Source organism: Polaromonas sp. CT11-55, from assembly GCF_047303325.1.
GTDB lineage: Bacteria > Pseudomonadota > Gammaproteobacteria > Burkholderiales > Burkholderiaceae_C > Polaromonas.
Genome location: NZ_JBKBEX010000012.1, coordinates 86,011 through 110,728 on the forward strand (window position 1 = coordinate 86,011; position 24,718 = coordinate 110,728).

A 24,718-nucleotide genomic window follows, 5' to 3' on the forward strand; every position below is an offset into this window, starting at 1 on the left:
GAAGCTAAATTGCTTGGCACGCGAAGCGTGCGCAGGGTATTTCACCGCGAAAGTTAACCATGTTTAAAAAAATCCTTATCGCCAATCGCGGTGAAATAGCCTGCCGTGTGGCTGCGACTGCCAGACGCATGGCCATACAGTCCGTCGCGGTGTATTCCGATGCCGACGCGGGCGCCAAGCATGTGGGCTTTTGCGACGAGGCTGTGCACATAGGCGGCAGTGCGCCCAAGGACAGTTATTTGCGCTGGGAACGCATCATCGAGGCCGCGAAAGCCACGGGCGCCGAGGCGATTCACCCGGGCTATGGCTTTCTGAGCGAGAACGAGGAGTTTGCCCAGGCCTGCGCCAGCGCCGGCCTGGTCTTCATAGGCCCGCCGGCCTCGGCCATCAAGGCCATGGGCTTGAAGGCCGAGTCCAAACAGCTGATGGAAAAAGCCGGTGTGCCGCTGGTGCCCGGCTACCACGGCAGCGACCAGGACCCGGCGCTGCTCAAGCGCGAGGCCGACCGCATTGGCTACCCGGTGCTGATCAAGGCCAGCGCGGGCGGCGGCGGCAAGGGCATGCGCGCGGTCGACAAGAGCGAAGACTTTGAAGCCGCGCTGGCTTCCTGCAAGCGCGAGGCCATCAACAGCTTTGGCGACGACGCGGTGCTGGTCGAAAAATACGCGCAGCGCCCGCGCCATATCGAGATACAGGTGTTTGGCGATACCCACGGCAACTATGTTTACCTGTTCGAGCGCGACTGCTCGGTGCAGCGCCGCCACCAGAAGGTGCTGGAAGAAGCGCCGGCCCCCGGCATGACCGAGGCCATGCGCAAGCAGATGGGCGAGGCGGCCGTGGCGGCCGCGCGCGCCGTGAACTATGTGGGCGCCGGCACCGTGGAATTTATCGTTGAGCAGCGCACGGACGGCAGCATGAACTTCTTCTTTATGGAGATGAACACGCGCCTGCAAGTCGAGCATCCGGTGACCGAAGCGATCACCGGCCTGGACCTGGTGGAGTGGCAACTGCGCGTGGCCTCGGGCGAAAAGCTGCCACTGGCGCAAGACCAGCTGCGCATCACCGGCCACGCCATCGAGGCGCGCATCTGCGCCGAAACGCCGGACAACAACTTCCTGCCGGCCACCGGCAGCCTGCATGTCTATAAAAAGCCGGCGCACACGGCCTTTGAAAGAGGGCAGGTGCGCGTGGATGACGGCGTGCGCGAAGGCGATGCGATTTCGCCCTATTACGACTCCATGGTGGCCAAGCTCATCGTGCACGGCGCCACGCGTGAAGAGGCGCTGGCCCGGCTGGACGATGCGCTGGCGCAGACCCGCATCGTGGGCCTGAGCACCAATGTGCAGTTCCTGCGCTATGTGGTGCGCAGCCCTTCGTTTGCCAAGGCCAACCTGGACACCGCGCTGATTCAGCGCGAAGAGGCCGTGCTCTTCAAGCAGGAGCCCGTGGGCCTGGCCATGGCGGCCGCCGCGGCGGTGGCCAAACAGCTGCTGGACGAGCGCGCCCTGGCGGGCGACGACCCGTTCAGCCGCCGCGATGGCTGGCGCTCGCACGGCCTGGTGCAGCGGCGCTTTGAGTTTGAATTCCATGGCGAGCCGGCCAAGGCGGTGTTGACCTATGGGCATGACGGCGCGCTGCATCTCGCGTTGGGCGATATCGCGGGGCCATTGGTGTTTGCTGAAACTGCACAAGGCATAGAGATCCAGTTCGCGGGCCAGCGCGTGACGGCGGCCGTCTATGCGCAGGGCGAACTGGACCATGTGTTCACTGCCAGGGGCGCGACGCAAATCCTGTCGATAGACCTGCTGGCCCATGCGGGCGAAGCCCAGGCCGAAGGCGGCCGCCTGACGGCGCCCATGCCGGGCAAGGTCGTGTCCTTTGCAGTGAAAGCCGGCGACAAGGTCAGCAAGGGCCAGCCGCTGGCCGTGATGGAAGCCATGAAGATGGAGCACACGATCGCCGCGCCGGCCGACGGCACGGTGCAGGAATTGCTCTATGCACCGGGCGACCAGGTCAACGAGGGCGCGGAATTGTTGAAAATAGCCGTTTGAGTTTGTTTTGGCTCCAAACGTAATTTCAGCGGGATTTTTTCATGCGCATCAGTTTTTGCTGTTTCGACACCAAGCCCCAGCCCTGGGTGGACGGCCTCCAGGCGGCCTTTCCCGATGCCGATGTGAGCTTGTGGGCCGCCGGCGCTGAGCCGGCCGATTACGCGGTGGTCTGGGCGCCGCCCCAGCAGTTCTTTGACGAGCAGCAACAGCTCAAGGGCATCTTCAACATAGGCGCGGGCGTGGATGCGCTCATGAAGCTGAAGCTGCCGGCCGGCGTGCCGGTGGTGCGGCTGGACGATGCCGGCATGTCGGTGCAGATGGCCGAGTATGTCTGCCATGCGGTGATACGCCACTTTCGCGAGCTCGACGTCTATGAGGCCGACGTGGCGCAAGGCAAATGGTCTTACCGCGCGCCGCGCCTGCGTGGCGAGTTTCCGGTGGGTGTGATGGGCCTGGGGGTGCTGGGTGAACGTGTGGGCCGCGCGCTGGCGCAGTTTGAGTTCCCGGTGAATGGCTGGAGCCGCTCGCCCAAGGTGGTGGAGGGCGTGCAGTGCTTTTCAGGCGAGGTCGGCAGTACGGGCTTCCAGGACTTCCTGGCGGCCAGCCGCATCCTGGTCTGCCTGCTGCCGCTGACGCCCGACACCGTGGGCATCATGAACCGCGACACGCTGTCGCGGCTGCAGCCGGGCGGCTACGTCATCAATGTGGCGCGCGGCACCCACCTGGTGGACGAAGACTTGCTGGCGTTGATCGATAGCGGCCGGCTGGCCGGCGCGACGCTGGATGTGTTTCGCACCGAGCCGCTGCCGGCAGGCCATGCCTTCTGGAAGCATCCCAAGGTGACGGTGACGCCGCACACCTCAGCCCGTACCTTGCGCGAGGAAAGCATTGCCCAGATTGCCGGGAAAATACGCAGCCTGGCGGCGGGAGCCCCGATAAGTACCCTAGCCGGCGTGGTTGATCCGAAAAAGGGATACTGAAGATGTGGCCCCCACGGTCGCTCGCTTCGCGTAACCTGCGGCTTCTCCCTGCCCCTCTCATTACCGTAGGGGCCGCTGCGCCTGCGGCCCGGCAAAGCCGGTTCCGCGGCCCCTGCTTGCCTGAGAACCGGTTGCCGGTGGGCGACCACCCTGTCTCCTGAAAGAGCCTAATGAAACTACCTTCCAGAGTCAAAATCGTCGACGTCGGTGCCCGCGATGGCTTGCAGAATGAAAAAGCCCAGGTGCCGACCGCCGTCAAGATAGAGCTGGTGCACCGGCTGCAGGACGCGGGCCTGGCCGAGATCGAGGTCGCGAGTTTTGTGTCGCCCAAATGGGTGCCGCAAATGGCCGACAACAGCGAGGTGATGGCCGGCATACGCCGCAAGCCCGGCGTGCGCTATTCGGTGCTGACGCCGAACATGCAAGGCCTTGAAGCCGCGACGGCGCCGCCGCGCGAACTGTGGCCCGACGAGATCGTGGTGTTCGGCTCGGCCAGCGAGGCCTTCAGCCAGAAAAACATCAACTGCTCCATCGCCGAAAGCATTGAGCGCTTCCGTCCCGTGGTCGAGGCCGCCCGCGCAAAAGGCATTTATGTGCGCGGCGCCATGTCCTGCACCGTGGGCTGCCCTTATGAGGGCGAGATCGCGCCCGAGCGCGTGGGCATGCTGGCCGGCCTGATGAAGGGCATAGGCGTGCAGCATGTGGGTGTGGCCGACACGATAGGCGTGGGCACGCCGCTGAAGGTGCAGCGCGCGCTGGACGCGACGCTGCAGCATTTCGACATCAATGATGTGTCGGGCCATTTCCACGACACCTACGGCCAGGCCTTGAGCAACACCCTGGCGTCGCTGCAGATGGGTGTCTGGCAGTTCGACACCTCCTGCGCCGGCCTGGGCGGCTGCCCTTTTGCCAAGGGCGCGACCGGCAACGTCGCGACCGAGGACGTGGTCTATTTGCTGCACGGCATGGGCATTGAAACCGGCATTGACCTCGACAAGCTGATCGATGCCGGAAAATTCATCAGCGACTTCCTGGGACGCAAACCGAATTCCCGCGCCGCGACGGCGCTTCTGAACAAACGAGCGAATTGATATGTGTGGTGCTGAACTGAAGAGTTTGCCTGAGGGTGTTCAACGAGTGGCGGCGGTGCTGCGCGAATGCGGCCATCCGCATATGCCGGTGATGCTGGACGATGCGGCGCGCACCGCGCAGCAGGCGGCCGATGCGCTGGGCGTGCGCCTGGGGCAGATCGCCAAGAGCATCATCTTTCGCCGCAAGTCGGACGATGCCGCCGTGCTGGTGGTGACCTCGGGCGACAGGCGGGTCGACGAACGCAAGGTCGAGGCCCTGGTGTGTCCGGACGGCAAGCGCGTGGGCCGGGCCGATGCGGATTTTGTGAAAAGCAAAACCGGTTTTTCCATAGGGGGCGTGTCGCCCGTGGGGCATATCAGCCAGGCCGTGGTGCTGGTGGACCTGAGCCTGATGCGCTTTGACGAGGTCTGGGCCGCGGCCGGCCATCCGCATGCGGTGTTCAAGCTGATGCCGCAGGAGCTGGAGCTGCTGACCGGCGCGCCCGTGGTTGACGTGGCCGTGGATATGGGCGAGGCGGCCATCGCGCGCGAGCAGGCCGTTGCCCGGGTGACGGAGCGCGGCCGCACGGTGGACGCCGCGGGTGACGATGTGCCCTCGCCCTGCATCTCGGTGTGCCGCGTGAATGCAGACAGCGGGCTGTGCGAAGGCTGTTTTCGCACCCTGGGCGAAATCTCGGCCTGGGCGCGCTCCGGCCCCGAGGCGCAGCGCGAAGTCTGGCGCACCATAGGCCAGCGCATGGCGGCCGGGCAGGCTTGAAATTCAAAAAGAGAGGGCCTCATGAAGCACATCACTTTCTACTTTGACTTCATCTCTCCCTATGCCTACCTTGCCTTCGAGCAGCTGCCCGAAGCCCTCAAGGGCTTGAGCTACAGCGTCAGCTACCGGCCAGTGCTGTTTGCCGCCATGCTCAAGCACCACGGCCAGCTGGGCCCGGCCGAGATCGCGCCCAAGCGCGACTGGACTTACCGGCAGGTGCTGTGGCATGCGCACAGCAAGGGCATTGACATGAAGATGCCGGCCAGCCATCCCTTCAATCCCTTGCCGCTGCTGCGGCTGGCCAGCGCCTGCGGCACGCCCGAGGACCCGTCGAGCCCCAACCGCTATGTTTGCGAAACGATGTTTCGCCACGTCTGGCAGGGCGGGACCGAGGCCGCGGATGCGCAGCGGCTTGCCGCGCTCACGGCGCAGCTTGCGCCGCAGCACACGCTGAACGAGGACGAAGCCAAGGCACAACTCAAGAAGAACACCGACGAAGCGATTGCGCACGATGTGTTCGGTGTGCCCGCGATGGAAGTCGACGGAAAAATTTTCTGGGGCTTCGACGCGCTGCCCATGCTGCGCGAATACCTGCAGGGCAACACCTGGTTTGAAGGCGAAGGCTGGAACGGCGTGAGCCAGGTCGCCGTGGGCATTTCGCGCAAGGCCTGAGCGCGTAAGCACGCGTGCAGGCGTGTAAGCGAGTTTTACGCAGCGCGTAAAAAGGTTCTACGCGTTTTCCCGAAGAGGCTTCGTATGCTGAAAAGTTTCTCAAGGGTTTCCCCTTGAGTTGTCAGCCACGCATAAGTTTCACGCAAGCTCCTGTTATTTTCACGTCAGAGCTAGGTCAGGGACTCCAAAAATAATCAGTGCAGCTTCCATACCGGAGGCCTTCACTATTTGGAGACACACATCATGGCAACAGCCGTCGACAACAGACCCATGACCGCCGAGCAGAAGAAGGTGATCTTCGCCTCTTCGCTCGGCACGGTATTCGAGTGGTACGACTTCTACCTCTACGGTTCATTGGCCGCCATCATCGCCAAGCAGTTCTTCAGCGGACTGGACGCGGGCTCGGCCTTCATCTTCGCGCTGCTCGCGTTTGCCGCCGGCTTCATCGTGCGCCCCTTCGGCGCGCTGGTGTTCGGCCGCCTGGGCGACATGATCGGCCGCAAGTACACCTTCCTGGTCACCATCGTGATCATGGGCCTGTCGACCTTCATCGTGGGCCTGCTGCCCAACTACGCATCCATCGGCGTCGCCGCGCCGGTGATCCTGATCGCGCTGCGCATGTTGCAAGGCCTGGCGCTGGGTGGTGAGTACGGCGGCGCCGCCGTCTATGTGGCCGAGCACTCGCCCCAGGGCAAGCGCGGCGCCTACACCTCCTGGATCCAGACCACCGCCACGCTGGGCCTGTTCCTGAGCCTGCTGGTGATCCTGGGTGTGCGCACCGCCATGGGCGAAGCCGCTTTCGCCGACTGGGGCTGGCGCGTTCCGTTCATCGTTTCCATTCTGCTGCTGGCCGTGTCGGTCTACATCCGCTTGTCGATGAACGAGTCCCCCGCCTTTCAGAAGATGAAGGCCGAGGGCAAGACCTCCAAGGCCCCGCTGTCCGAGTCCTTCGGCCAGTGGCGCAACCTGAAGATCGTGATCCTGGCGCTGATCGGCCTGACCGCCGGCCAGGCCGTGGTCTGGTACTCGGGCCAGTTCTACGCGCTGTTCTTCCTGACGCAGGCGCTCAAGGTGGACGGCCCCACGGCCAACATCCTGGTGGCCTACTCGCTGATCCTGGGCACGCCTTTCTTTGTGATCTTCGGCACGCTGTCCGACAAGATCGGCCGCAAGCCCATCATCATGGCCGGTTGCCTGCTGGCCGTGGTCACCTACTTCCCGGTGTTCACCGCGCTGACCAAGGCCGCCAACCCCGACCTCGCCGCCGCGCAGGCCAAGAACAAGGTGATCGTGACCGCCGACCCGAACGAGTGCTCGTTCCAGTTCAACCCGACCGGCACCGTCAAGTTCACCAGCTCCTGCGACATCGCCAAGCAGGTGCTGGCAGGCGCATCGGTGAGCTATGACAACGTCGCCGCACCCGCCGGCACCGTGGCCACCATCAAGATCGGCGAAAACGCCATCCCCAGCTACTCCGCCAAGGGCCTGAGCGCCGACGACGCCAAGAAGAAGGACGCCGAGTTCAAGAAACTCATCGCGGACGACCTGAAGGCCGCCGGCTACCCCAGCAAGGCTGACCCGGCCAAGGTTGACAAGGTCACGGTCACCCTCATCCTGTTCTACCTGGTGGTGCTGGTGACCATGGTCTACGGCCCGATCGCCGCCATGCTGGTGGAGCTGTTCCCGACCCGCATCCGCTACACCTCGATGAGCCTGCCGTACCACATCGGCAACGGCTGGTTCGGTGGCCTGCTGCCGACGACCGCCTTCGCCATCGTGGCGCAGACCGGCAATATGTACAACGGCCTCTGGTACCCCATCATCATCGCCGGCATGACGCTGGTGGTCGGCACCTTGTTCATCAAGGAAACCAAGGACGTGGATATTTACGCCAACGACTGATTGGTGTGATCGCCGGGGCGGGCCCAGCGGCCCGCGCCGGTTGTAGAGGCTCAAGAGCCTCGTGATTTTTGCAGGCCCTCGTCATCCATGTGCCGGGGGCTTTTTTTTGGCCTTTTTTTATTTTTTGTTTTTTTTTGGAGAAGAGAAAAATGTGGAAACTCGTGCTCGGATTTATCGTGATCGCAGGCCTGGCCCTGTTCCTCTTGAACAAGGGTGGGGACATAGACCTCAGCGGTGAAAAGCATGGCGCATCCCCTGCGCCGGCGGCCGCGGCCCGCGCTTTGGTGTGACCTATTCCCGCGAGAGGCGTTTCCAGTTGCAGGACAGCGCCGCGACCCGTGCCCAAAAAGGTGCATTGGTGCTAAAAATGGGGTAAATTGAATCAGGGGCAACAAAAAAATGTCACAAATGTCTCTGCATTACGCACAGCTGTCTGCGTTCCCCCTGGCGTACTTACTGGAGACCCGCTGATGATTTACACCAAGACGGAATTGGGCCAATCCGCATTGCAAGACCGTTCCATCCCGATGACACCGAGGCAACGCTCGGCGTTCATCATGTTTGACGGCAAGCGCAGCATGGAAGAGGTGGTCAAGGCCACCGCGGGCCTGGGCGTCACGGCTGAAGATATTTCCCACCTGCTGTCACTGGGCCTGCTGGCACCCGCCGCGGTGCAGGCGCCGGCCCCGCCCGCGGCACCGGCGCCCGCCGTGTCCGCGCAGAACGCCGACGGCTCGCCCACCTTGAGCGCGCAGGAACACTATTCCAGGGCCTACCCGATCGCCACGCGGCTCACCGCCGGCCTGGGCTTGCGCGGTTTCCGGCTCAACCTCGCGGTAGAAGCCGCGACCGACATCGACAAGCTCAAGGAGCTCGCACCCAAGATCAAGGAAGCCGTAGGCCCCGAGAAGTTCAAGGAACTCGAGAACGCGCTTTACTTCTGAGCAAATCTGACGGCCTGACACCGCGCGTCTGCGACTTCGCAAGCTGGGGCCGCGAACCGGCTCTGCCGGGCGCAAGGCGCCTGTCCCCCCTGGGGGGAGGTGACGCTACACGAAGTGAGCGTCGGCAGGGGGGCTTATCTACCTCTTGAATTTGCCGTCCGTGCCAATGATGGACAGGTCGGCGAAATCCAGGCCGGTGTGGTCTTCGGGGCTATAGCTCACTTCCAGCCCACCCAGGTCGTACTTGCGCATGCCTTCAAGCGCTGCCTGGAGTTTTTCGCGCGTGGGTTTGGCGCCGGCGCGGCGCAGGCCTTCCACCAGCACCTTGGCCGCGGCAAAGCCTTCCAGCATGGCGGGGCTCACGTCGTTCTGGCCCTTGGCCTTGGCCAGCTCCTGGGCTTCCTTGACCATGGGGAAGGCGATGGAGCGCTCATACGGAAAGACCTGGGTGACGATCACGCCGCGGGCGTTGTCGCCCAGGCTTTTCACAAAACCGCCCGAGGCGTTGTTCGACAGCGTGACGATCTGCGCCGTGGAGCCGGCGGCGCGGAAGGCCTTGACGCCGTCGACTACGGCCTGGCCTGAGGCGACCATGATGACGGCCTGCGCATTCGACTGGTAAACCTTGGGCGCGATGGGCCCGAAGTCGGGCTTGCTGCGGTCGAACTTTTCGAGCACGGCGGGTTGCAGCTTGGCCGTAGTCAGCCCCTTCTGCGCACCCATGACGCCGTCGGCGCCGAAGCTGTCGTCGGCATAGACGATGCCGACGCGGGTGATGCCCATGGAGGCGAGGTGGGTCACCGCTTTCTCGGCTTCGCGCTGGTAGGTGGCGCGCACATTGAACACATATTTTCTGACAGGCTGGTGCAGCACCATGGCGCCGGTGGACGGACCCACCAGCGGCACGCCATGCTTATCGAGCAGCGGGATGATGCCTTCGGTGTGGGGCGTCCCGCGCGTGAGGAAGAGCGCCACCACGTTCTGCTCTTCGACCAGCTTGCGGGCGTTCTCGACGGTGAGCTTGGGGTCGAATTTGTCGTCGAGCGAGACCAACTCTATTTTTTGCCCGTTCACGCCCCCCTTGGCGTTGACGGCATCGATGTAGAGCTTGGCGCCGTCGGTGGTTTCCTTGACGCCGGCGCCCACGGGGCCGGTGAAGCCCGCGCTCTGCCCGACCAGAATCTGTGCCTGGGCCAGCTGGCCCAGGGCGGCCATCACAAGGGCCGCGCACAAATGCGTGATTTTTGACATGGTGTGTCTCCGTGTTTTTTTTCGATCAATCCCTGTGTGCAAAGTTAAGCACGAAAGCGCAAAAACAGCGAGCAGGGAAACCAGAATGTGCCCTAATTGGCGCGGTGGAAAGTGTGAAAAAAGCAGGGGAAAAGGCCCTTAATCCCTACATCCTGCACAGGCGGACGCTTTGCCTAGAATGTTTGACCTCTTCAGGAAAGACCGCACTCATGTCCCAGGGAACCATCCGCATCCGCGGCGCGCGCCAGCACAACCTCAAAAACCTCGACCTTGATATTCGCACCGGTGAAATGACGGTGGTCACCGGCCCCAGCGGCTCGGGAAAATCCTCGCTGGTGTTCGACACCCTGTTCGCCGAAGGCCAGCGCCGCTATGTGGAAACCTTCTCGGCCTATGCGCGCCAGTTCCTGGACCGCATGGACAAGCCGGCCGTCGACAAGGTCGAGGGCGTGCCCCCGGCCATCGCGATCGACCAGACCAACCCGGTGCGCAGCTCGCGCTCCACCGTGGGCACGATGACGGAGCTCAACGACCACCTGAAGCTGCTCTACGCGCGTGCCGCGCAACTCTTTGACAAGCAGACCGCGCAGAATGTGCGCCACGATACGCCCGAGTCGATTTACGCCGAGCTGATGGCGCGCACCAAAGAAGGCGACCCGCGTGTGGTGCTGACCTTTCCGGTCGAACTGCCGGGCAACACCAGCGCCGAGCAGGTCGAACAGTGGCTGTCGGTCAGCGGCTTCACGCGCGTGCATGCGCAGCGCGACGTCGCCACGCCGGCAGGTCCGCACAAGCTGCTGGACGTCGTGGCCGACCGCTTTCGCACCCATGCGGTGGAAAAGTCCCGGGTGATGGATGCGATTGAGACCGCGCTCAAGCGCGGCGGCAGGCTCAATGTTTATGTGCAACACGCAGAGGATGGCCAGCCCGACCAGATGTGGCGTTTCTCGACAGGCCTGCACTGCCCCGACAGCGACCTGCGCTATACCAACCCCACGCCCTCGCTGTTCTCCTTTAACTCGGCCATGGGCGCCTGCGAAACCTGCCGCGGTTTCGGCCGCGTGATCGGCGTGGACTACGGCCTGGTGATCCCGAATGACAAGCTGACCCTGCGCGCCGGCGCCATCAAGACCATACAGACACCCGCCTGGAAGGAAGCCCAGGACGATTTGATGCGCCACGCCGAAGCGGCCGGCATACCGCGCGACACGCCCTGGTACAAGCTCACGCCCGAGCAGCAGGGCTGGGTCATCAACGGCACACCGGGCTACAAGGACGGCAACTGGAACAAGCAGTGGTACGGCATCAAGCGCTTTTTTGAGTACCTCGAAAGCAAGGCCTACAAGATGCACATCCGCGTGCTGCTGTCCAAGTACCGCAGCTACACGCCTTGCGAAACCTGCGGCGGCGCGCGCCTCAAGCTCGAGTCGCTGTTGTGGCGCCTGGGCTCCAAAGAGGCGGCCGACGCGGTGCTGCCGCCGGGCCAGCGCTTTATGCCTGTGGGCGTGCAGTGGAGCCGTGAGCAGCTCGAGGCCCTGCCGGGCCTGGCGCTGCACGACCTGATGCGCCTGCCCATAGACCGGCTGCGAGAATTCTTCAGCGGCCTCTCGCTCAACGTGATGGGCGACGACGCCGAACTGCAGGCGCTCAAATCCTTGTTCGAGGAAATCCAGACGCGCGTCAAATACCTGTGCGACGTGGGCATAGGCTACCTCACGCTGGACCGGCAAAGCCGCACGCTCTCGGGCGGCGAGGTGCAGCGCATCAACCTCACGACGGCGCTGGGCACCTCGCTGGTCAATACGTTGTTTGTGCTCGACGAGCCCTCCATAGGCCTGCACCCGCGCGACATGAACCGCATCACCCAGGCCATGCACCGGCTGCGCGACGCCGGCAATACGCTGGTGGTGGTGGAGCACGACCCGGCCGTGATGCTGGCGGCCGACCGCATGATAGACATGGGCCCGGGCCCGGGCGAGAAGGGCGGCCAGATCGTGTTCGACGGCACGCCTGAAGACCTCAAACATGCCGACACGCTGACCGGCGCCTACCTGGGCTCGCGCAAGCAGGTGGGCATGGGCTTCAAGCGCGCGGTGACCGAGAACACGCCGCGCCTCATCCTCGAGGGCGCGCGCGACCACAACCTGAAAAACCTGACGGTCGACTTCCCGCTGCAGCGCCTGGTCTGCGTGACCGGCGTGAGCGGCTCCGGCAAGTCCACGCTGATGCAGGACATCCTGGCGCCGGCATTGCTGCGCCAGTTCGGCAAGGCGACCGAAACGCCGGGCCTGCACGACCGCCTGCTGGGCGCCGACCACCTGACCGACGTGGTGTTTGTCGACCAGTCGCCCATCGGCAAGACGGCGCGCTCCAACCCGGCCAGCTATGTGGGCGCCTGGGACGCGGTGCGCGACCTGTTCGCGCTGGCGCCGCTGGCGAAACAGCGCAGCTACACCGCCACCAAGTTCAGCTTCAACAACGGCGACGGGCGCTGCCCGACCTGCGGCGGCTCGGGCTTCGAGCACGTGGAGATGCAGTTTTTGAGCGACGTCTACCTGCGCTGCCCCGACTGCGACGGCAAGCGTTACCGCGCCGAGATCCTCGAGGTGACGATTGAGCGCAAGGCCGTGGGCGACCTCAAGCCGCGGCTGCTCAATGTGTCCGACGTGCTGGACCTCACGGTCAGCGAGGCGATTGCCCTGTTTGCGCAGGACCGCGAGGTGGTGCGGTCGCTGCAGCCGATTGTGGACGTGGGCCTGGAATACGTGAAGCTGGGCCAGCCCGTGCCCACGCTGTCGGGCGGCGAGGCGCAGCGCCTGAAGCTGGCGGGCTTTTTGGCCAATGCCAGCAAGACGGTAAGCGCGAGCAAGCAGGCGCTGGCGCTCAGGCAGCCCGGCCGCGGCACGCTGTTTTTGTTCGACGAGCCGACCACCGGCCTGCATTTTGACGACATCGCCAAGCTGATGCGCGCGCTGCGCAAGCTGCTGGAGGCCGGCCATTCGCTGATCGTGATCGAGCACAACCTCGACGTGATCCGCTCGGCCGACTGGCTGATAGACCTGGGCCCCGAAGGCGGCGAAGGCGGCGGCCTGCTGGTGGCCCAGGGCACGCCCGAGGAGGTGCGCAAGCACCCGACATCGCACACCGCGCTGGCGCTGCGCGAGTACGAGCAGGCCATGGGCAAGGTGCACGGCGTGGAGGAGTCGCGGCCCAAGGTGTGGGCCACGCGGCCGGTGTTCTCCAACCTGATCCAGATCGTCAATGCCAAAGAGAACAACCTCAAGAGTTTGTCGGTCGACATTCCGCGCGGCAAGTTCAATGTGGTGACCGGCGTCTCGGGCTCCGGCAAGTCCACGCTGGCCTTTGACATTCTGTTCAACGAAGGCCAGCGGCGCTACCTCGAGTCGCTGAACGCCTATGCGCGCAGCATCGTGCAGCCGGCGGGCCGGCCCGAGGTGGACGCGGTCTACGGCATCCCGCCCACCGTGGCCATCGAGCAGCGCCTGTCGCGCGGCGGGCGCAAGTCCACCGTGGGCACCACCACCGAGGTCTGGCATTTCCTGCGCCTCTTGTATGTGAAGCTGGGCATACAGCATTGCATCAAGGAAGGCGCGGCCGTGATGCCGCAAAGCCCTGAAAGCATCGCGGCCCAGCTGCTCAAGACCTATCGCGGCCAGCACATCGGCCTGCTGGCGCCGCTGGTGATCGCGCGCAAGGGCGTGTACACCGAGCTGGCCGACTGGGCGCGCCCGCGCGGCTACACCCACCTGCGCATAGACGGCGAGTTTCTGCCGACCACCGGTTTCCCGCGCATAGACCGCTTCAAGGAGCACACGGTGGAGCTGCCGGTGGCCGACATCCATGTGTCGCCCGAGAACGAGGCTGCCTTGCGCGCCGCGCTGGCGACCGCGCTGGAGCACGGCAAGGGCGTGGTCCATGTGCTGGCGCCGCTGGACGGCCTGCGCGGCGCGATGATGGCCGGCGCCAGCGCCAAAAACATCGGCAAGCTGATCGCGTTTTCGACCAAGCGCGCCTGCCCGGTCTGCGCCACTTCGTACGCTGAACTCGACCCGCGGCTCTTCAGCTACAACAGCAAGCACGGCTGGTGCCCCGACTGCGTGGGCACCGGCGTCAAGCTCACCAAAGAGCAGCGCAAGGTGTTTGACGACTCGGTGATGGACGACGACAACAAGGGCCGCGAGCAAAGCTTTGCCGAGCCCGAAGTGGAAGACGTGGCCGGCACCGCCTGCCCGACCTGCGAAGGTACGCGGCTCAATGCCACGGCCCGCGCTGTGAAGTTCGCCGGCGTCGGCATTGCCGACATCGCGGCGCTGTCGGTGACCGACGTGCGGCGCTGGGTGGAAAAGCTCGCGTTGCTGGGCCGCGAGGCCGGCATCGCGCGCGACCTGATTCCGGAGATCAAGAGCCGGCTGGAGTTCCTCGAGGACGTGGGCCTGGGCTACCTCACGCTGGACCGCGGCGCACCCACGCTCTCGGGCGGCGAGGCGCAGCGCATACGCCTGGCGGCGCAGCTGGGCTCCAACCTGCAGGGCGTTTGCTACGTGCTGGACGAACCGACGATTGGCCTGCACCCGCGCGACAACCAGATCCTGCTGGGCGCTTTGGGCAAACTCAGCGACCGCGGCAACACCCTGGTGGTGGTCGAGCATGACGAAGACACCATACGCCGCGCCGACAACATCATCGACATAGGCCCGGGCGCGGGCAAGCGCGGCGGCACGCTGGTCGCGCAGGGCACGGCGGCGCAGCTGTCGGCCGTGCCCGAGTCGCTGACCGGCCGCTACCTGGCCAACCCGCTGATACACCCGCTGCATGCGCGGCGCGAAACGCGCAAGGGCGCGGCGCCTGCGGCCGCGGTGAAGGAGGCCGCCGTGGTTGCCGACGCCAAGCCCGTGAGCAAACAGAAGGCGGCCCTGCTCAAGGCCGCGGCGCTAAAAGCCGCCGCGGCCAGCGCCAGTGCGTTGCACAATGCGGCGCCGGTGGCCGCCGGGCCTTTCACTTCCTGGCTCACGGTGGTCAATGCGGACCTGCACAACCTCAAGGACGTTTCGGTCACCGTGCCGCTGTACCGCCTGGTGGCGGTGACGGGCGTGTCGGGCTCCGGCAAGTCCACCCTGGCGCGCGATGTGCTGCTGACCAATGTGCATGCGGGCGTGACGCAGCGCTCCACCAAGTCGGGGCGCGACGCCGACGACAAGGGAAAGACGCCGGACTGGACCGGCTGCGAGCGCATCGAAGGTTATGCGGCGGTGGACCGTGTGCTGGAAGTCGACCAGACGCCTATCGGCAAGACGCCGCGCTCCTGCCCGGCCACTTATATCGGCTTCTGGGACACGATACGCAAGCTGTTTGCCGACACGCTGGAGGCCCGCGCGCGCGGCTACGGCGCCGGGCGTTTTTCCTTCAACACCGGCGAGGGCCGCTGCCCGACCTGCGAAGGCGCGGGCGTGCGCACCATAGGCATGAGCTTTTTGCCCGACGTGAAGGTGCTGTGCGAAACCTGCCACGGCGCGCGCTTCAACCCCGAAACCCAGGCCGTGACCTGGCGCGGCAAGAACATCGGCGACGTGCTGAAAATGGAAGTGGACGAGGCGGTGGACTTCTTCGCCTCCATGCCCAACATCAGCCACCCGCTGCAACTGCTGAAAGACGTGGGCCTGGGCTATCTCACGCTGGGCCAGCCGTCGCCCACGCTGTCGGGCGGCGAGGCGCAGCGCATCAAGCTGGTGACCGAACTGAGCAAGGTGCGCGACGACATCACGCGCCGCGGCCAGAAGGCGCCGCACACGCTCTATGTGCTGGACGAGCCCACGGTGGGCCTGCACATGGCCGACGTGGAAAAGCTGATCCATGTGCTGCACCGCCTGGTCAACGGCGGCCACAGCGTGGTGGTGATCGAACACGACCTGGACGTGATCGCCGAAGCCGATTGGGTGATTGACCTGGGCCCGGACGGCGGCAATGCCGGCGGGCGTGTGGTGGCGTCCGCGCCGCCCGAGGCGGTGGTCAAGCTGGGAACGCATACCGGGAAGGCGCTCCAAAGCGTCTTGTCACGGGTGTGAATTTGAATCGGTATTGTTCCAATAATTCGTCGAATATTTGCATTCGACGAAAAAATGGAACATACGGTCGTTGACGCCCGCGCGACAGCCCTTCAGGTGTTGCCCTGATTCGCCAAAGCCAATCGCCGGGCATGATGGCCGTATTCCAAAAAAGGAGACATGTCCATGCAACGCCGCCCCTTTCTGCACACCGCCGCCGCCCTGGCCTTGATGGCCGCCGCGGTCATGCCGGCCCAGGCGCAGACCTTTCCGGCCAAGCCCATCAAGCTGGTGATCGCGTTTCCGGCCGGCGGGCCCACCGACATCACCATGCGTTCACTGGCCGACAACGCCGGCAAGATCCTGGGCCAGCCGGTGATCGTGGAGAACAAGCCCGGCGCGGGCGGCACCTTGCCGGCGCAGCAGCTGCAAAGCGCGGCGGCCGACGGCTACACGCTGGCGCAGATCCCGCTGGGTGTGTTCCGCCTGGGCTACACGACCAAGATCAACTGGGACCCGGTCAAGGACATCAGCTATGTGATCAATGTGACCGGCTACGCCTTCGGCATCGTGGTGCCGGCCGACAGCCCGTTCAAGACCTGGGCCGACTTTGTGGCCTATGCCAAGGCCAACCCGGGGAAGCTCACCTACGGCTCCACCGGCACGCTGACCAGCCCGCACCTGACGACGGAACTCATCGCGCAGAAAGCCGGCATTGAATTGCAGCACGTGCCCTACAAAGGGAGCGCCGACCTGATGCTGGCGCTGGTCAGCGGCCAGTTGATGGCGGGCGCCGACAGCACCGGCTTTGCGCCGCAGGTGGAGGCCGGCAAGCTGCGTGTGCTCAATACCTGGGGCGAGAAGCGTCTGGACAAATTCCCGAACGCGCCCACGCTCAAAGAGCTGGGCTACGACATCGTGCAGAACTCGCCATTTGGCATAGGCGCGCCCAAGGGCACGCCGCCCGAGGTGATCAAGCGTTTGCACGATGCCTTCAAGAAGGCCATGGAAGAGCCGAGTTATGTGGCGGCGCTGGGCCGGTATGACATGCTGCCCAACTACCTGAGTTCGGCGGATTACACCAAGTTTGCGCAGGACACGGTGGTGCGCGAAAAAGTTTTGATCGACAAGCTAGGCTTGGCTAAACCCAACTAGCGGGCTCGATGCCGGCCAGTACGAACAGCTCGTCGGCCAGCTGGTCGGCGAGAGCCGGTTCCACGCCCGAACCAAAAATCAGCCGGTAAACAATAGGGGCCATCATGTGGTCCAGCACCTGCTGCACCGTGGGTGTGGCATCGCCGCGCGCCTGGGCCCGGCTCACCAGCAGCGTGGCTTCGGCGCGGCGGTTTTTCAGGCAATTGGTGTCTTCCGGGCCGGCCAGGGCCGCCGCCGCCTTCAGCATGGAGGTGCAGCCGGGTTTGTTGAGGTGGGTGATCAACTCCCGGGCCCAGGCCGCGAGTTCGGCCTTGAGGTCGCCGGTCTCGGGCAGGGGGCGGTTCGGGTCCAGCCGCTGCGTCGCGGTTTCGCCGAGCAGGCCGTTCACGTCGCCCCAGCGCCGGTAAATGCTGGAGGCGCTGACGCCGGCGCGCTCGGCCACGGCCGGCACGGTCACCTTGTCGCGGCCTTCCTGGGCAATCAGTTCTTCGAGCGCCTTGCGCACCACGGCCTGCACCTGGGCGCTGCGGCCGCCTGGACGCTTGTTCTGGGGTGTTTGTGGAGTGCTCATCAGGGCGGATTTTAACCTAAAAGCAATGATCTTTGCGTTAATTTTCAAACGAGTATAGAATTCGCAAACGCAAATAAATTTGCTTTAAGAAAGTCGAGCGTTTCCCATGAGCACACCCGCCGCCCCCTCTTTGCAAGCTTCTTCCGTCACCAAGGCATCCCGCTGGCAACTGCCACCCGCGGCCGCCTTCCCGCTGCTGGCTGTCCTGCTGTTCGCCTTCTTCGTGGCGGGCAGCGCGCCTTCGCCCCTGTTTGTCGTGTTCCAGCAGCAGTGGGGCTTTTCGCCGGCGCTGCTGACGGTGGCCTTTGCGATTTACGCGATCGCGCTGCTGGCCTCGCTGCTGGTGGCCGGTTCGCTGTCCGACCACATAGGCCGGCGGCCCGTGGTGTTTACCGCCTTGCTGCTGCAGGCCGGCGCGATGCTGAGCTTTCTGCTGGCTGAGAGCATCAACGGCATCATTGCCGCGCGCATTGTCCAGGGCATCGCGACCGGCATGGTCAGCGGCGCATTGACGGCGGCGGTGGTGGAGGCGGCCCCGGCCGCGCAAAAACGCCTGGGCGCGATGATAGGCAGCGTCTCGCCGCTGGCGGGCCTGGCCGTGGGTGCGCTGCTGACCGGCGTTGCGGTCAAGTTTGCGCTGCACCCGGTGCCGCTGGTGTTCGGCGTGTTGGCCGCCATCTGCGTCGCGGGTGCGCTGGCTACGTTGTTCCTGCCTGAAAGCGTGACGCCGCGTCCCGGCGCGCTGGCCTCGCTGGTGCCGCGCATATCGGTGCCGGTGCAGGCGCGCGGCGAGTTTGTGCGCGGTGTGCCGACCATGCTGGCGGTCTGGTCGCTGGCGGGCCTGTACCTCTCGCTGGTGCCGTCCATGCTGCAGCAAATCTTCAGCATCCACGACGGCATCGTCAACGGCCTGGCGATTGCCACTTTTTTTGGCCTGGGCGCCGCGTCGCCGACCCTGCTCAAAAGCCTGCCGCCTGTGCGCATGAGCGCCTTGGGCATGAGCTTGCTCGCTGCCGGCGTAGGCCTGGTGGCGGTCTCGCTGGCCAGCCATTCCGTGGCCTTGTTTTTTGCGGGAACGGCACTGGCCGGTTTCGGCGGCGGCTCGGCGTTCTCGGCCCAGGTGCAGACCCTGGCCCCGCTGGCACAGCCGCATCAGCGTGCCGAACTGTTCGCCGCGCTCTACGCCACCAGCTACCTGGCTTTCAGCGTGCCGGCCATGCTGGCGGGCCGGTTGATCGCGCCGCTGGGCCTGCCGGCCACGGTGGAGGGTTATGCCACGCTGGTGCTGGCGGTGGCCGCGCTGGGCGCATGGTTGCGCTGGACCTCGGTGCGCCGGGCGGCCTAGTCTCAGCTCAGTAGTGCGCGCGCTACCTCCGTAAAGCCCGCGCCGCGCTCGCTGTGCGTCACATAACGCGGCAGGTGCGCGAGCTGCGGCACAAAACGCGCGATGTTGGCCACGCCCACGCTGTTGGCAAAGGCCTTGAACATCAACTGGTCATTGGTGGAATCGCCCACATACACCCATTGCGCGATCTCGGCGTCCAGGTCACGCTGCCAGAGTTCGCGAACAATCCAGCGCGCGCCCTCAAGCTTGTTGTGCTCGCCATACCAGCCGTTGATATGGATGCTGCTCACGGTGGCATGCATGCCTTCGCTTTTCATAAGCGCTACCACGGCGGCGATCTGCGCATCCGTGAGTTGGGTGAACTCGCTGTGGTCTATGGCGATGTCGGTCTCGCGGCCCGGCGAGTCGGTAGCGCGGGCCACGCCAGGAATCTCACGCTCTATGCGCGCCAGCACGGCCTGCATGCGCGCGAAGTTGGCGCTGCGTGTGGCCGCATCCTGCTGGTAGATCTTTGACAAGGGCCTTGGGGCGGCGCTCTGGGCATCGGGCAGCAGCGCCACGGCGCCGTTTTCCGCCACGATGGCATCAACGGGCCAGCGCGCCGCGAAAGGCTCGCTCCAGCCCACAGGCCGGCCGGTGATGGCCACCACCTTGAGCCCGGCGACCTTCAAGGCACCCAGGGCCTGAAGCGCATCGGCGGTGATTTCCCCCTCGGTGGTCAGTGTGTCGTCGATGTCGGTAAAGAGGCCGGTGACGGCTCCGCGTTGCGCGGCGGGCCAAAGGGGAAGTTCTTGCATGGTGAAATTTTCGCATGGTGGCCCAGGGCTTACATGATGGGGCTGGGCAAGCGCGGGCAGCTTGGATACAATGACGGCTTCCTGAGGAGCGTTGCAAGCCACATCACGTGGACCAGGCTCAGGACTTCATTGCAACCACGCTCACCCGCATGTGCTCTCTCAAGCCGGGTGAATGACTGAATTCCCCCGATCTTGAACGCCGTGCCCGTGGCGATTTTGCCCAGTTACGTTTGATTTTTGGAGAACCGTATGAGCGCCGTCCTGAAGCCTTCCACCGACCACATCATTGCCGACATCTCTCTTGCCGCCTGGGGCCGCAAGGAACTGAACATCGCGCAAACCGAAATGCCCGGCCTGATGGCCATCCGCGAAGAGTTCGCCAAGGCGCAGCCCCTGAAGGGCGCGCGCATCACCGGCTCGCTGCACATGACGATCCAGACCGGCGTGCTGATCGAGACGCTGCAGGCCCTGGGCGCCGACGTGCGCTGGGCTTCGTGCAACATCTTCTCCACGCAGGACCACGCCGCCGCTGCGATTGCCGCCGCCGGCACGCCGGTGTTCGCCATCAAGGGCGAAACCCTGGCCGACTACTGGGACTACACCCACCGCATCTTTGAATTCAAGGGCGCCAAGGGCACGCCTGAAGAAGGCCCCAACATGATCCTGGACGACGGCGGCGACGCGACGCTGCTGATGCACCTGGGCAGCAAGGCCGAAAAAGACGCCAGCCTGATCTCCAAGCCGACCAGCGAAGAAGAAATCTGCCTGTTCAACTCGATCAAGGCCAAGCTCGCGCAGGACCCGACCTGGTACAGCCGCCGCCTGAAGAACATCATCGGCGTGACCGAAGAAACCACGACCGGCGTGCTGCGCCTCAATGAAATGTCGGCCAAGGGCACGCTGGCCCTGCGCGCGATCAACGTGAACGACTCGGTCACCAAGTCCAAGTTCGACAACCTGTACGGCTGCCGCGAATCCCTGGTCGACGCGATCAAGCGCGCCACCGACGTGATGGTGGCCGGCAAGGTCGCCGTGGTGGCCGGCTACGGCGACGTGGGCAAGGGTTCCGCCCAGGCGCTGCGCGCGCTGAGCGCCCAGGTGTGGGTGACCGAGATCGACCCGATCAACGCCCTGCAGGCCGCGATGGAAGGCTACAAGGTCGTGACCATGGAATACGCCGCCGACAAGGCCGACATTTTTGTGTCCGCCACCGGCAACAAGAACGTCATCACCTACGCCCACATGGCCGCGATGAAAGACCAGGCCATCGTCTGCAACATCGGCCACTTCGACAATGAAATCGACGTCGCCGCGCTCGAGAAGTGCACCTGGGAAGAGATCAAGCCGCAAGTCGACCACGTAATCTTCCCGGACGGCAAGCGCATCATCCTGCTGGCCAAGGGCCGCCTCGTGAACCTCGGCTGCGGCACCGGCCACCCGAGCTTTGTGATGTCGTCCAGCTTCGCGAACCAGACCATCGCGCAGATCGAGCTCTTCACCAAGAAAGAAGCTTACGAAGTCGGCAAGGTCTATGTGCTGCCCAAGCACCTCGACGAAAAGGTCGCGCGTCTGCACCTCAAGAAGGTCGGCGCGGTGCTGACCGAGCTGAGCGACGAGCAGGCTGCGTACATCGGCGTGTCGAAGGCCGGTCCGTACAAAGCGAATACCTACCGTTATTAATTGACGGTCTTCCTCCCTCTCCCTCTGGGAGAGGGCAGGGGTGAGGGTCAGCGGCACTGATGGCCCAGCGAGGTTTTTGAGGCCGCCGGCCCTCACCCTAACCCTCTCCCACAGGGAGAGGGGACAAGACCGGCCCATTCCACGGAGCACCATGCGCGCTGACCTCTTCCTCGTCGACCACGGCCACGCCGCCACCCGCTCCCAGGCCCAGCGCCTGATTGCCTCGGGCGTGCAGTGGCGCGCGGAAGCGGACGTGCCCTGGAAAAAAGTCGCCAAGAATGGCGACGAGATTCCCGAAGGCGCTGAGTTGCAGCTGCTGGACACCACCGAAGCCAAGTACATCTCGCGCGGCGGGCTCAAGCTTGAAGGCGCGCTCAAGGCCACCGGCTTGTCCGTGGCCGGCCTGCGCTGCCTCGATATTGGGCAGTCCACCGGCGGCTTTACCGATTGCCTGCTGCAGCACGGCGCCGCCCAGGTGGTGGGTGTGGACGTTGGCCACGGCCAGCTGCATGCCAGCCTGCGGGGCGACCCGCGTGTGGTCTGCATCGAAGGCCTCAATGCGCGTTCCATGACGGCCGCCGACCTGGTGGCCGGCCATGCGGGCGACAGCGGCGACATGGATTTCGCGGACGGCTTCGACGGCGACGATGACAGCGAGAGCGATGAAGAAGCCTCCGCGGCGATGGAAGCCAACTTCGACTTCCTGACCGGCGACCTGTCTTTCATTTCACTCACGCTGGTGCTGCCCGCCGTGGTGCGCCTGCTCAAGCCCGGCGGTGATCTGCTGATGCTGGTCAAGCCGCAGTTCGAGCTGCAGCCCGGCCAGGTCGGCAAGGGCGGCATTGTGCGCGACCCGGCGCACTTCGCGTTTGTGGAAAAGCGCTTGCGCGATGCCTGCGCGGCCCTGGGGCTGGAGGTCAAGGCCTGGCTGGACTCGCCGATTGAAGGCGGCGACGGCAACCGCGAATTTTTTATCCAGGCCGTCAAGGGTAGTGACGTGGCCGGTGAAGACCAACCGCTGCCGACCGCGCCGCAGCGCAAGATCGCCAAGCGCGTGCCGCGTGCCGAACTGCGCGCATCGCGCGCACCGCACGAAGACTCCGAACTCGCGCATGCCGGCCAGCCCGGACCGGCGCGCGGCAAGCGACGTGACAAGAAAACCGATACCGACGAGTAACGACGAATCAACGACGAGTGAGATCAGTGATGAACCTGCCCCTGAGTTTTGAATTCTTCCCCCCCAAGACGCCGGAAGGCGCGGCCAAGCTGCGTGTGGCGCGCCAGGCGCTGTATGCGCACAAGCCCGAGTTCTGCTCGGTCACCTTCGGCGCCGGCGGTTCCACGCAAGAAGGCACCTTCGGCACCGTGAAGGAAATTCTGGACGAAGGCGTGGCCGCGGCCTGCCATTTCTCCTGCGTGGGCGCGACCAAGGCCACGGTGCGCAAGCAGCTGGCCGAGTTGCGGGCCATGGGCGTCAAGCGCCTGGTGGCGCTGCGCGGCGACCTGCCCAGCGGCTATGGCGCCGGCGGCGAATTCCATTACGCAAGCGACCTGGTGGCCTTTATCCGCGAGGAAACCGGCGACGCCTTTCACATCGAGGTGGCGGCCTATCCCGAGATCCATCCCCAGGCCAAATCGGCCGACGCCGACCTGCAGGCCTTTGTCAAAAAGGTCAAGGCCGGCGCCGATTCGGCGATCACGCAGTATTTTTTCAACGCCGACGCCTATTTCCGCTTTGTCGACGACGCGCAGGCCCTGGGTGTGGACCTGCCCATCGTGCCGGGCATCATGCCCATCACCAGTTCCATGCAACTCATGCGCTTTTCCGACGCCTGCGGTGCCGAGATTCCGCGCTGGATACGCCTGCGCCTGCAGGGCTTCGGCGACGATACCGCCTCCATCAAGAGCTTCGGCCTGGATGTGGTCACCGGCCTGTGCGAGCAGCTCTACGCCGCGGGCGTGCCCGGCATCCATTTCTACACGATGAACCAGGCCGCTGCGACGACCGAAATCATCGGGCGGCTGCAGCGGGCCTGAGCCCGGCCACCCATGCGCAAGGGTGTGGTCCGCAGTCTTCGTGTTGCCGGTGCGGCAGCCCTGATGGCCTTGCTGGCGGCCTGCACGACGGCGCCGACCGCGCCGTCCGGCCCCGGCCCCCGCCCGGCCGCGCCTCGGCCCGCACCGGCGCCGCAGCATGACGCGCCCGGCCAGGCCGTCGATGAAGTGCCGGCGCCTGTCCCGCTCACCGAGCGGCCTCGCCCCGAGCTGCTGGGCGGTGAAGTGCCGCGCGAGTTCCAGCGCGGCACCGCCTCCTGGTACGGCCCGCGCTTTAACGGCAGGCGCACCGCCAGCGGCGAGCGTTTTGACATGCGCGATTTCACCGCCGCCCACCGCACGCTGCCCTTCGGCACCCTGGTGCGGGTGCACAGCCTGGTCAACGGCCGCGACGTGGACGTGCGCATCACTGACCGCGGCCCCTATGCCGGCAACCGCATCATCGACCTGAGCCGCGCCGCGGCCGAAGAACTGGGCATGCTGGGCCTGGGTTTCAAGGAAGTGGTGCTGATGGTGCCGGAGTCCACGCCGGAGGTGGCCGTGGCGCCGCCGCCAGCCCCAAAACCGGCGCGCAAGCCGCGCCGCGCTTCGCCCGCCAGCCGGCGCTGAAGTGGCCTGAACCCGCCATAAGCCGGCGCTTGGCCCAGCGGCTTGCAGGGGTAATCAAAAACGGTGGCCGCAGTACTGGCTTCAATTTATTAGAATTTCAGTAATTCCTGAAAATTCAATAAATCAAAGAGGCTTGGCGCCATGAATCTTCCTCCCCTGACCCAGCGTTTTGTCCTGCATTTCGGTGAAATGGGCAGTCGTTGGGGCATCAACCGCACCGTGGGGCAGATTTATGCCCTGTTGTATGTGTCGCCGCGGGCCCTGAACGCCGACGAGATCGGCGAGGCGCTGGCATTCTCGCGCTCCAACGTCAGCATGGGGCTCAAGGAGCTGCAATCGTGGAACCTGGTGCGCCTGCAGCACCTGCCCAATGACAGGCGCGAGTATTTCCAGGCGCCTGAAGATGTCTGGGCCATCTTCCGCACCCTGGCCGAGGAGCGCCGCAAGCGCGAGATCGACCCGACGCTGTCCATGCTGCGCGATGCGTTGATGGAGCACCCCTCGCACGCGGACGACATCCACGCCCAGGCGCGCATGAAGCAGATGCACGATTTGATCGAGCTCATGACGGGCTGGCTGGCCGACGTGCAGAAAATGGACTCGGCCACGCTGGTGAGCTTGATGAAGATGGGCGCCAAGGTGCAGAAGCTGCTGGAGATGAAAAACAAGGTCGCCGGCAGCATGAAGGCCGGTTTGACAGGCCGCGCGGCATCCCCCACAGTGGCAGCCACGCCTTCCGATGCGCCCGAACCCGCGGCGGCGCCTGCCAACCTTCCCGATGACACCAGGAGTTGAC

The 24,718-nt window shown here is 64.9% G+C and carries 19 protein-coding genes, 1 pseudogene and 1 riboswitch; of the genes and pseudogenes, 17 read left to right on the forward strand and 3 right to left on the reverse strand.

The annotated features are described in order from the left end of the window. Positions 1–59: 59 nt before the first annotated feature. The 9 genes and pseudogenes from ACEN8I_RS13180 to ACEN8I_RS13220 all read left to right on the forward strand — a co-directional run bounded on the left by ACEN8I_RS13180 (position 60) and on the right by ACEN8I_RS13220 (position 8,397). Positions 60–2,051, forward strand: coding sequence for a biotin carboxylase N-terminal domain-containing protein (locus tag ACEN8I_RS13180; RefSeq protein ID WP_413328923.1), 1,992 nt, complete (start codon positions 60–62; stop codon positions 2,049–2,051). 41 nt (positions 2,052–2,092) lie between these two features. Beyond that, positions 2,093–3,031, forward strand: a complete 939-nt coding sequence (locus tag ACEN8I_RS13185) for a 2-hydroxyacid dehydrogenase (RefSeq protein ID WP_413328924.1) — start codon at positions 2,093–2,095, stop codon at positions 3,029–3,031. A gap of 170 nt (positions 3,032–3,201) precedes the next feature. Beyond that, complete coding sequence (locus ACEN8I_RS13190) at positions 3,202–4,122, forward strand: hydroxymethylglutaryl-CoA lyase (RefSeq protein ID WP_413328925.1); 921 nt, start codon at positions 3,202–3,204, stop codon at positions 4,120–4,122. 1 nt (position 4,123) lies between these two features. After that, positions 4,124–4,618: pseudogene (locus tag ACEN8I_RS13195) on the forward strand (YbaK/EbsC family protein); the annotation flags it as partial. Positions 4,619–4,627: 9 nt separating this feature from the next. Beyond that, entirely contained in the window at positions 4,628–4,879 is a 252-nt protein-coding gene (locus ACEN8I_RS13200; RefSeq protein WP_413328979.1) for a DUF1289 domain-containing protein, read from the forward strand. A 21-nt stretch (positions 4,880–4,900) separates the two neighbouring features. Further along, the gene (locus tag ACEN8I_RS13205) at positions 4,901–5,551 is read left to right on the forward strand and encodes a 2-hydroxychromene-2-carboxylate isomerase (RefSeq protein WP_413328926.1); all 651 of its coding nucleotides are present in this window, start codon (positions 4,901–4,903) and stop codon (positions 5,549–5,551) included. A 243-nt stretch (positions 5,552–5,794) separates the two neighbouring features. Continuing rightward, positions 5,795–7,453: an MFS transporter gene (locus ACEN8I_RS13210; RefSeq protein ID WP_413328927.1), complete on the forward strand. Its 1,659-nt coding sequence runs from the start codon at positions 5,795–5,797 to the stop codon at positions 7,451–7,453. A 68-nt stretch (positions 7,454–7,521) separates the two neighbouring features. Then, positions 7,522–7,743, forward strand: coding sequence for a hypothetical protein (locus ACEN8I_RS13215; RefSeq protein ID WP_413328981.1), 222 nt, complete (start codon positions 7,522–7,524; stop codon positions 7,741–7,743). Between the two features lie 180 nt (positions 7,744–7,923). After that, positions 7,924–8,397 carry a hypothetical protein gene (locus ACEN8I_RS13220; RefSeq protein WP_413328928.1) on the forward strand — a complete coding sequence of 158 codons (474 nt, stop codon included), beginning with the start codon at positions 7,924–7,926 and terminating at the stop codon, positions 8,395–8,397. Between the two features lie 138 nt (positions 8,398–8,535). On the opposite strand, the gene ACEN8I_RS13225 is transcribed toward ACEN8I_RS13220, so the two are convergent. Further along, positions 8,536–9,648: an ABC transporter substrate-binding protein gene (locus tag ACEN8I_RS13225; RefSeq protein ID WP_413328929.1), complete on the reverse strand. Its 1,113-nt coding sequence runs from the start codon at positions 9,646–9,648 to the stop codon at positions 8,536–8,538. A gap of 209 nt (positions 9,649–9,857) precedes the next feature. Between ACEN8I_RS13225 and uvrA the strand changes: the two genes are divergently transcribed. Beyond that, a complete protein-coding gene (gene uvrA / locus ACEN8I_RS13230) occupies positions 9,858–15,731 on the forward strand; it encodes an excinuclease ABC subunit UvrA (RefSeq protein ID WP_413328930.1) in 5,874 nt (1,957 codons plus the stop codon). Positions 15,732–15,896: 165 nt separating this feature from the next. Further along, complete coding sequence (locus ACEN8I_RS13235; protein WP_413328931.1) at positions 15,897–16,865, forward strand: Bug family tripartite tricarboxylate transporter substrate binding protein; 969 nt, start codon at positions 15,897–15,899, stop codon at positions 16,863–16,865. Here ACEN8I_RS13235 and ACEN8I_RS13240 read toward each other — a convergent pair. Continuing rightward, complete coding sequence (locus tag ACEN8I_RS13240) at positions 16,852–17,436, reverse strand: TetR/AcrR family transcriptional regulator (RefSeq protein WP_413328932.1); 585 nt, start codon at positions 17,434–17,436, stop codon at positions 16,852–16,854. The two genes, ACEN8I_RS13235 and ACEN8I_RS13240, sit on opposite strands and share 14 nt — an antisense overlap. 106 nt (positions 17,437–17,542) lie before the next feature. On the opposite strand from ACEN8I_RS13240, the gene ACEN8I_RS13245 reads away from it, so the two are divergent. After that, positions 17,543–18,781 (forward strand): MFS transporter, encoded by a 1,239-nt coding sequence (locus tag ACEN8I_RS13245; RefSeq protein ID WP_413328933.1) that lies wholly within the window; start codon positions 17,543–17,545, stop codon positions 18,779–18,781. A 2-nt stretch (positions 18,782–18,783) separates the two neighbouring features. Here ACEN8I_RS13245 and ACEN8I_RS13250 read toward each other — a convergent pair whose 3' ends face one another. Further along, positions 18,784–19,578 carry an HAD-IIB family hydrolase gene (locus tag ACEN8I_RS13250; RefSeq protein WP_413328935.1) on the reverse strand — a complete coding sequence of 265 codons (795 nt, stop codon included), beginning with the start codon at positions 19,576–19,578 and terminating at the stop codon, positions 18,784–18,786. Between the two features lie 77 nt (positions 19,579–19,655). Further along, a riboswitch (S-adenosyl-L-homocysteine riboswitch) is annotated at positions 19,656–19,728 on the forward strand. A 99-nt stretch (positions 19,729–19,827) separates the two neighbouring features. Here ACEN8I_RS13250 and ahcY point away from each other — a divergent pair. The 5 genes from ahcY (at position 19,828) to ACEN8I_RS13275 (ending at position 24,717) form a co-directional block, all read left to right on the forward strand. Further along, entirely contained in the window at positions 19,828–21,258 is a 1,431-nt protein-coding gene (gene ahcY / locus ACEN8I_RS13255; RefSeq protein WP_413328937.1) for an adenosylhomocysteinase, read from the forward strand. Positions 21,259–21,409: 151 nt separating this feature from the next. Beyond that, positions 21,410–22,435 carry a TlyA family RNA methyltransferase gene (locus tag ACEN8I_RS13260; RefSeq protein ID WP_413328939.1) on the forward strand — a complete coding sequence of 342 codons (1,026 nt, stop codon included), beginning with the start codon at positions 21,410–21,412 and terminating at the stop codon, positions 22,433–22,435. Positions 22,436–22,464: 29 nt separating this feature from the next. Then, positions 22,465–23,295 (forward strand): methylenetetrahydrofolate reductase [NAD(P)H], encoded by an 831-nt coding sequence (metF, locus tag ACEN8I_RS13265; RefSeq protein ID WP_413328940.1) that lies wholly within the window; start codon positions 22,465–22,467, stop codon positions 23,293–23,295. A gap of 24 nt (positions 23,296–23,319) precedes the next feature. Beyond that, complete coding sequence (locus ACEN8I_RS13270) at positions 23,320–23,922, forward strand: septal ring lytic transglycosylase RlpA family protein (protein ID WP_413328941.1); 603 nt, start codon at positions 23,320–23,322, stop codon at positions 23,920–23,922. Between the two features lie 141 nt (positions 23,923–24,063). Then, positions 24,064–24,717, forward strand: a complete 654-nt coding sequence (locus tag ACEN8I_RS13275) for a GbsR/MarR family transcriptional regulator (RefSeq protein ID WP_413328942.1) — start codon at positions 24,064–24,066, stop codon at positions 24,715–24,717. The last annotated feature ends 1 nt before the right edge of the window (position 24,718 follow it).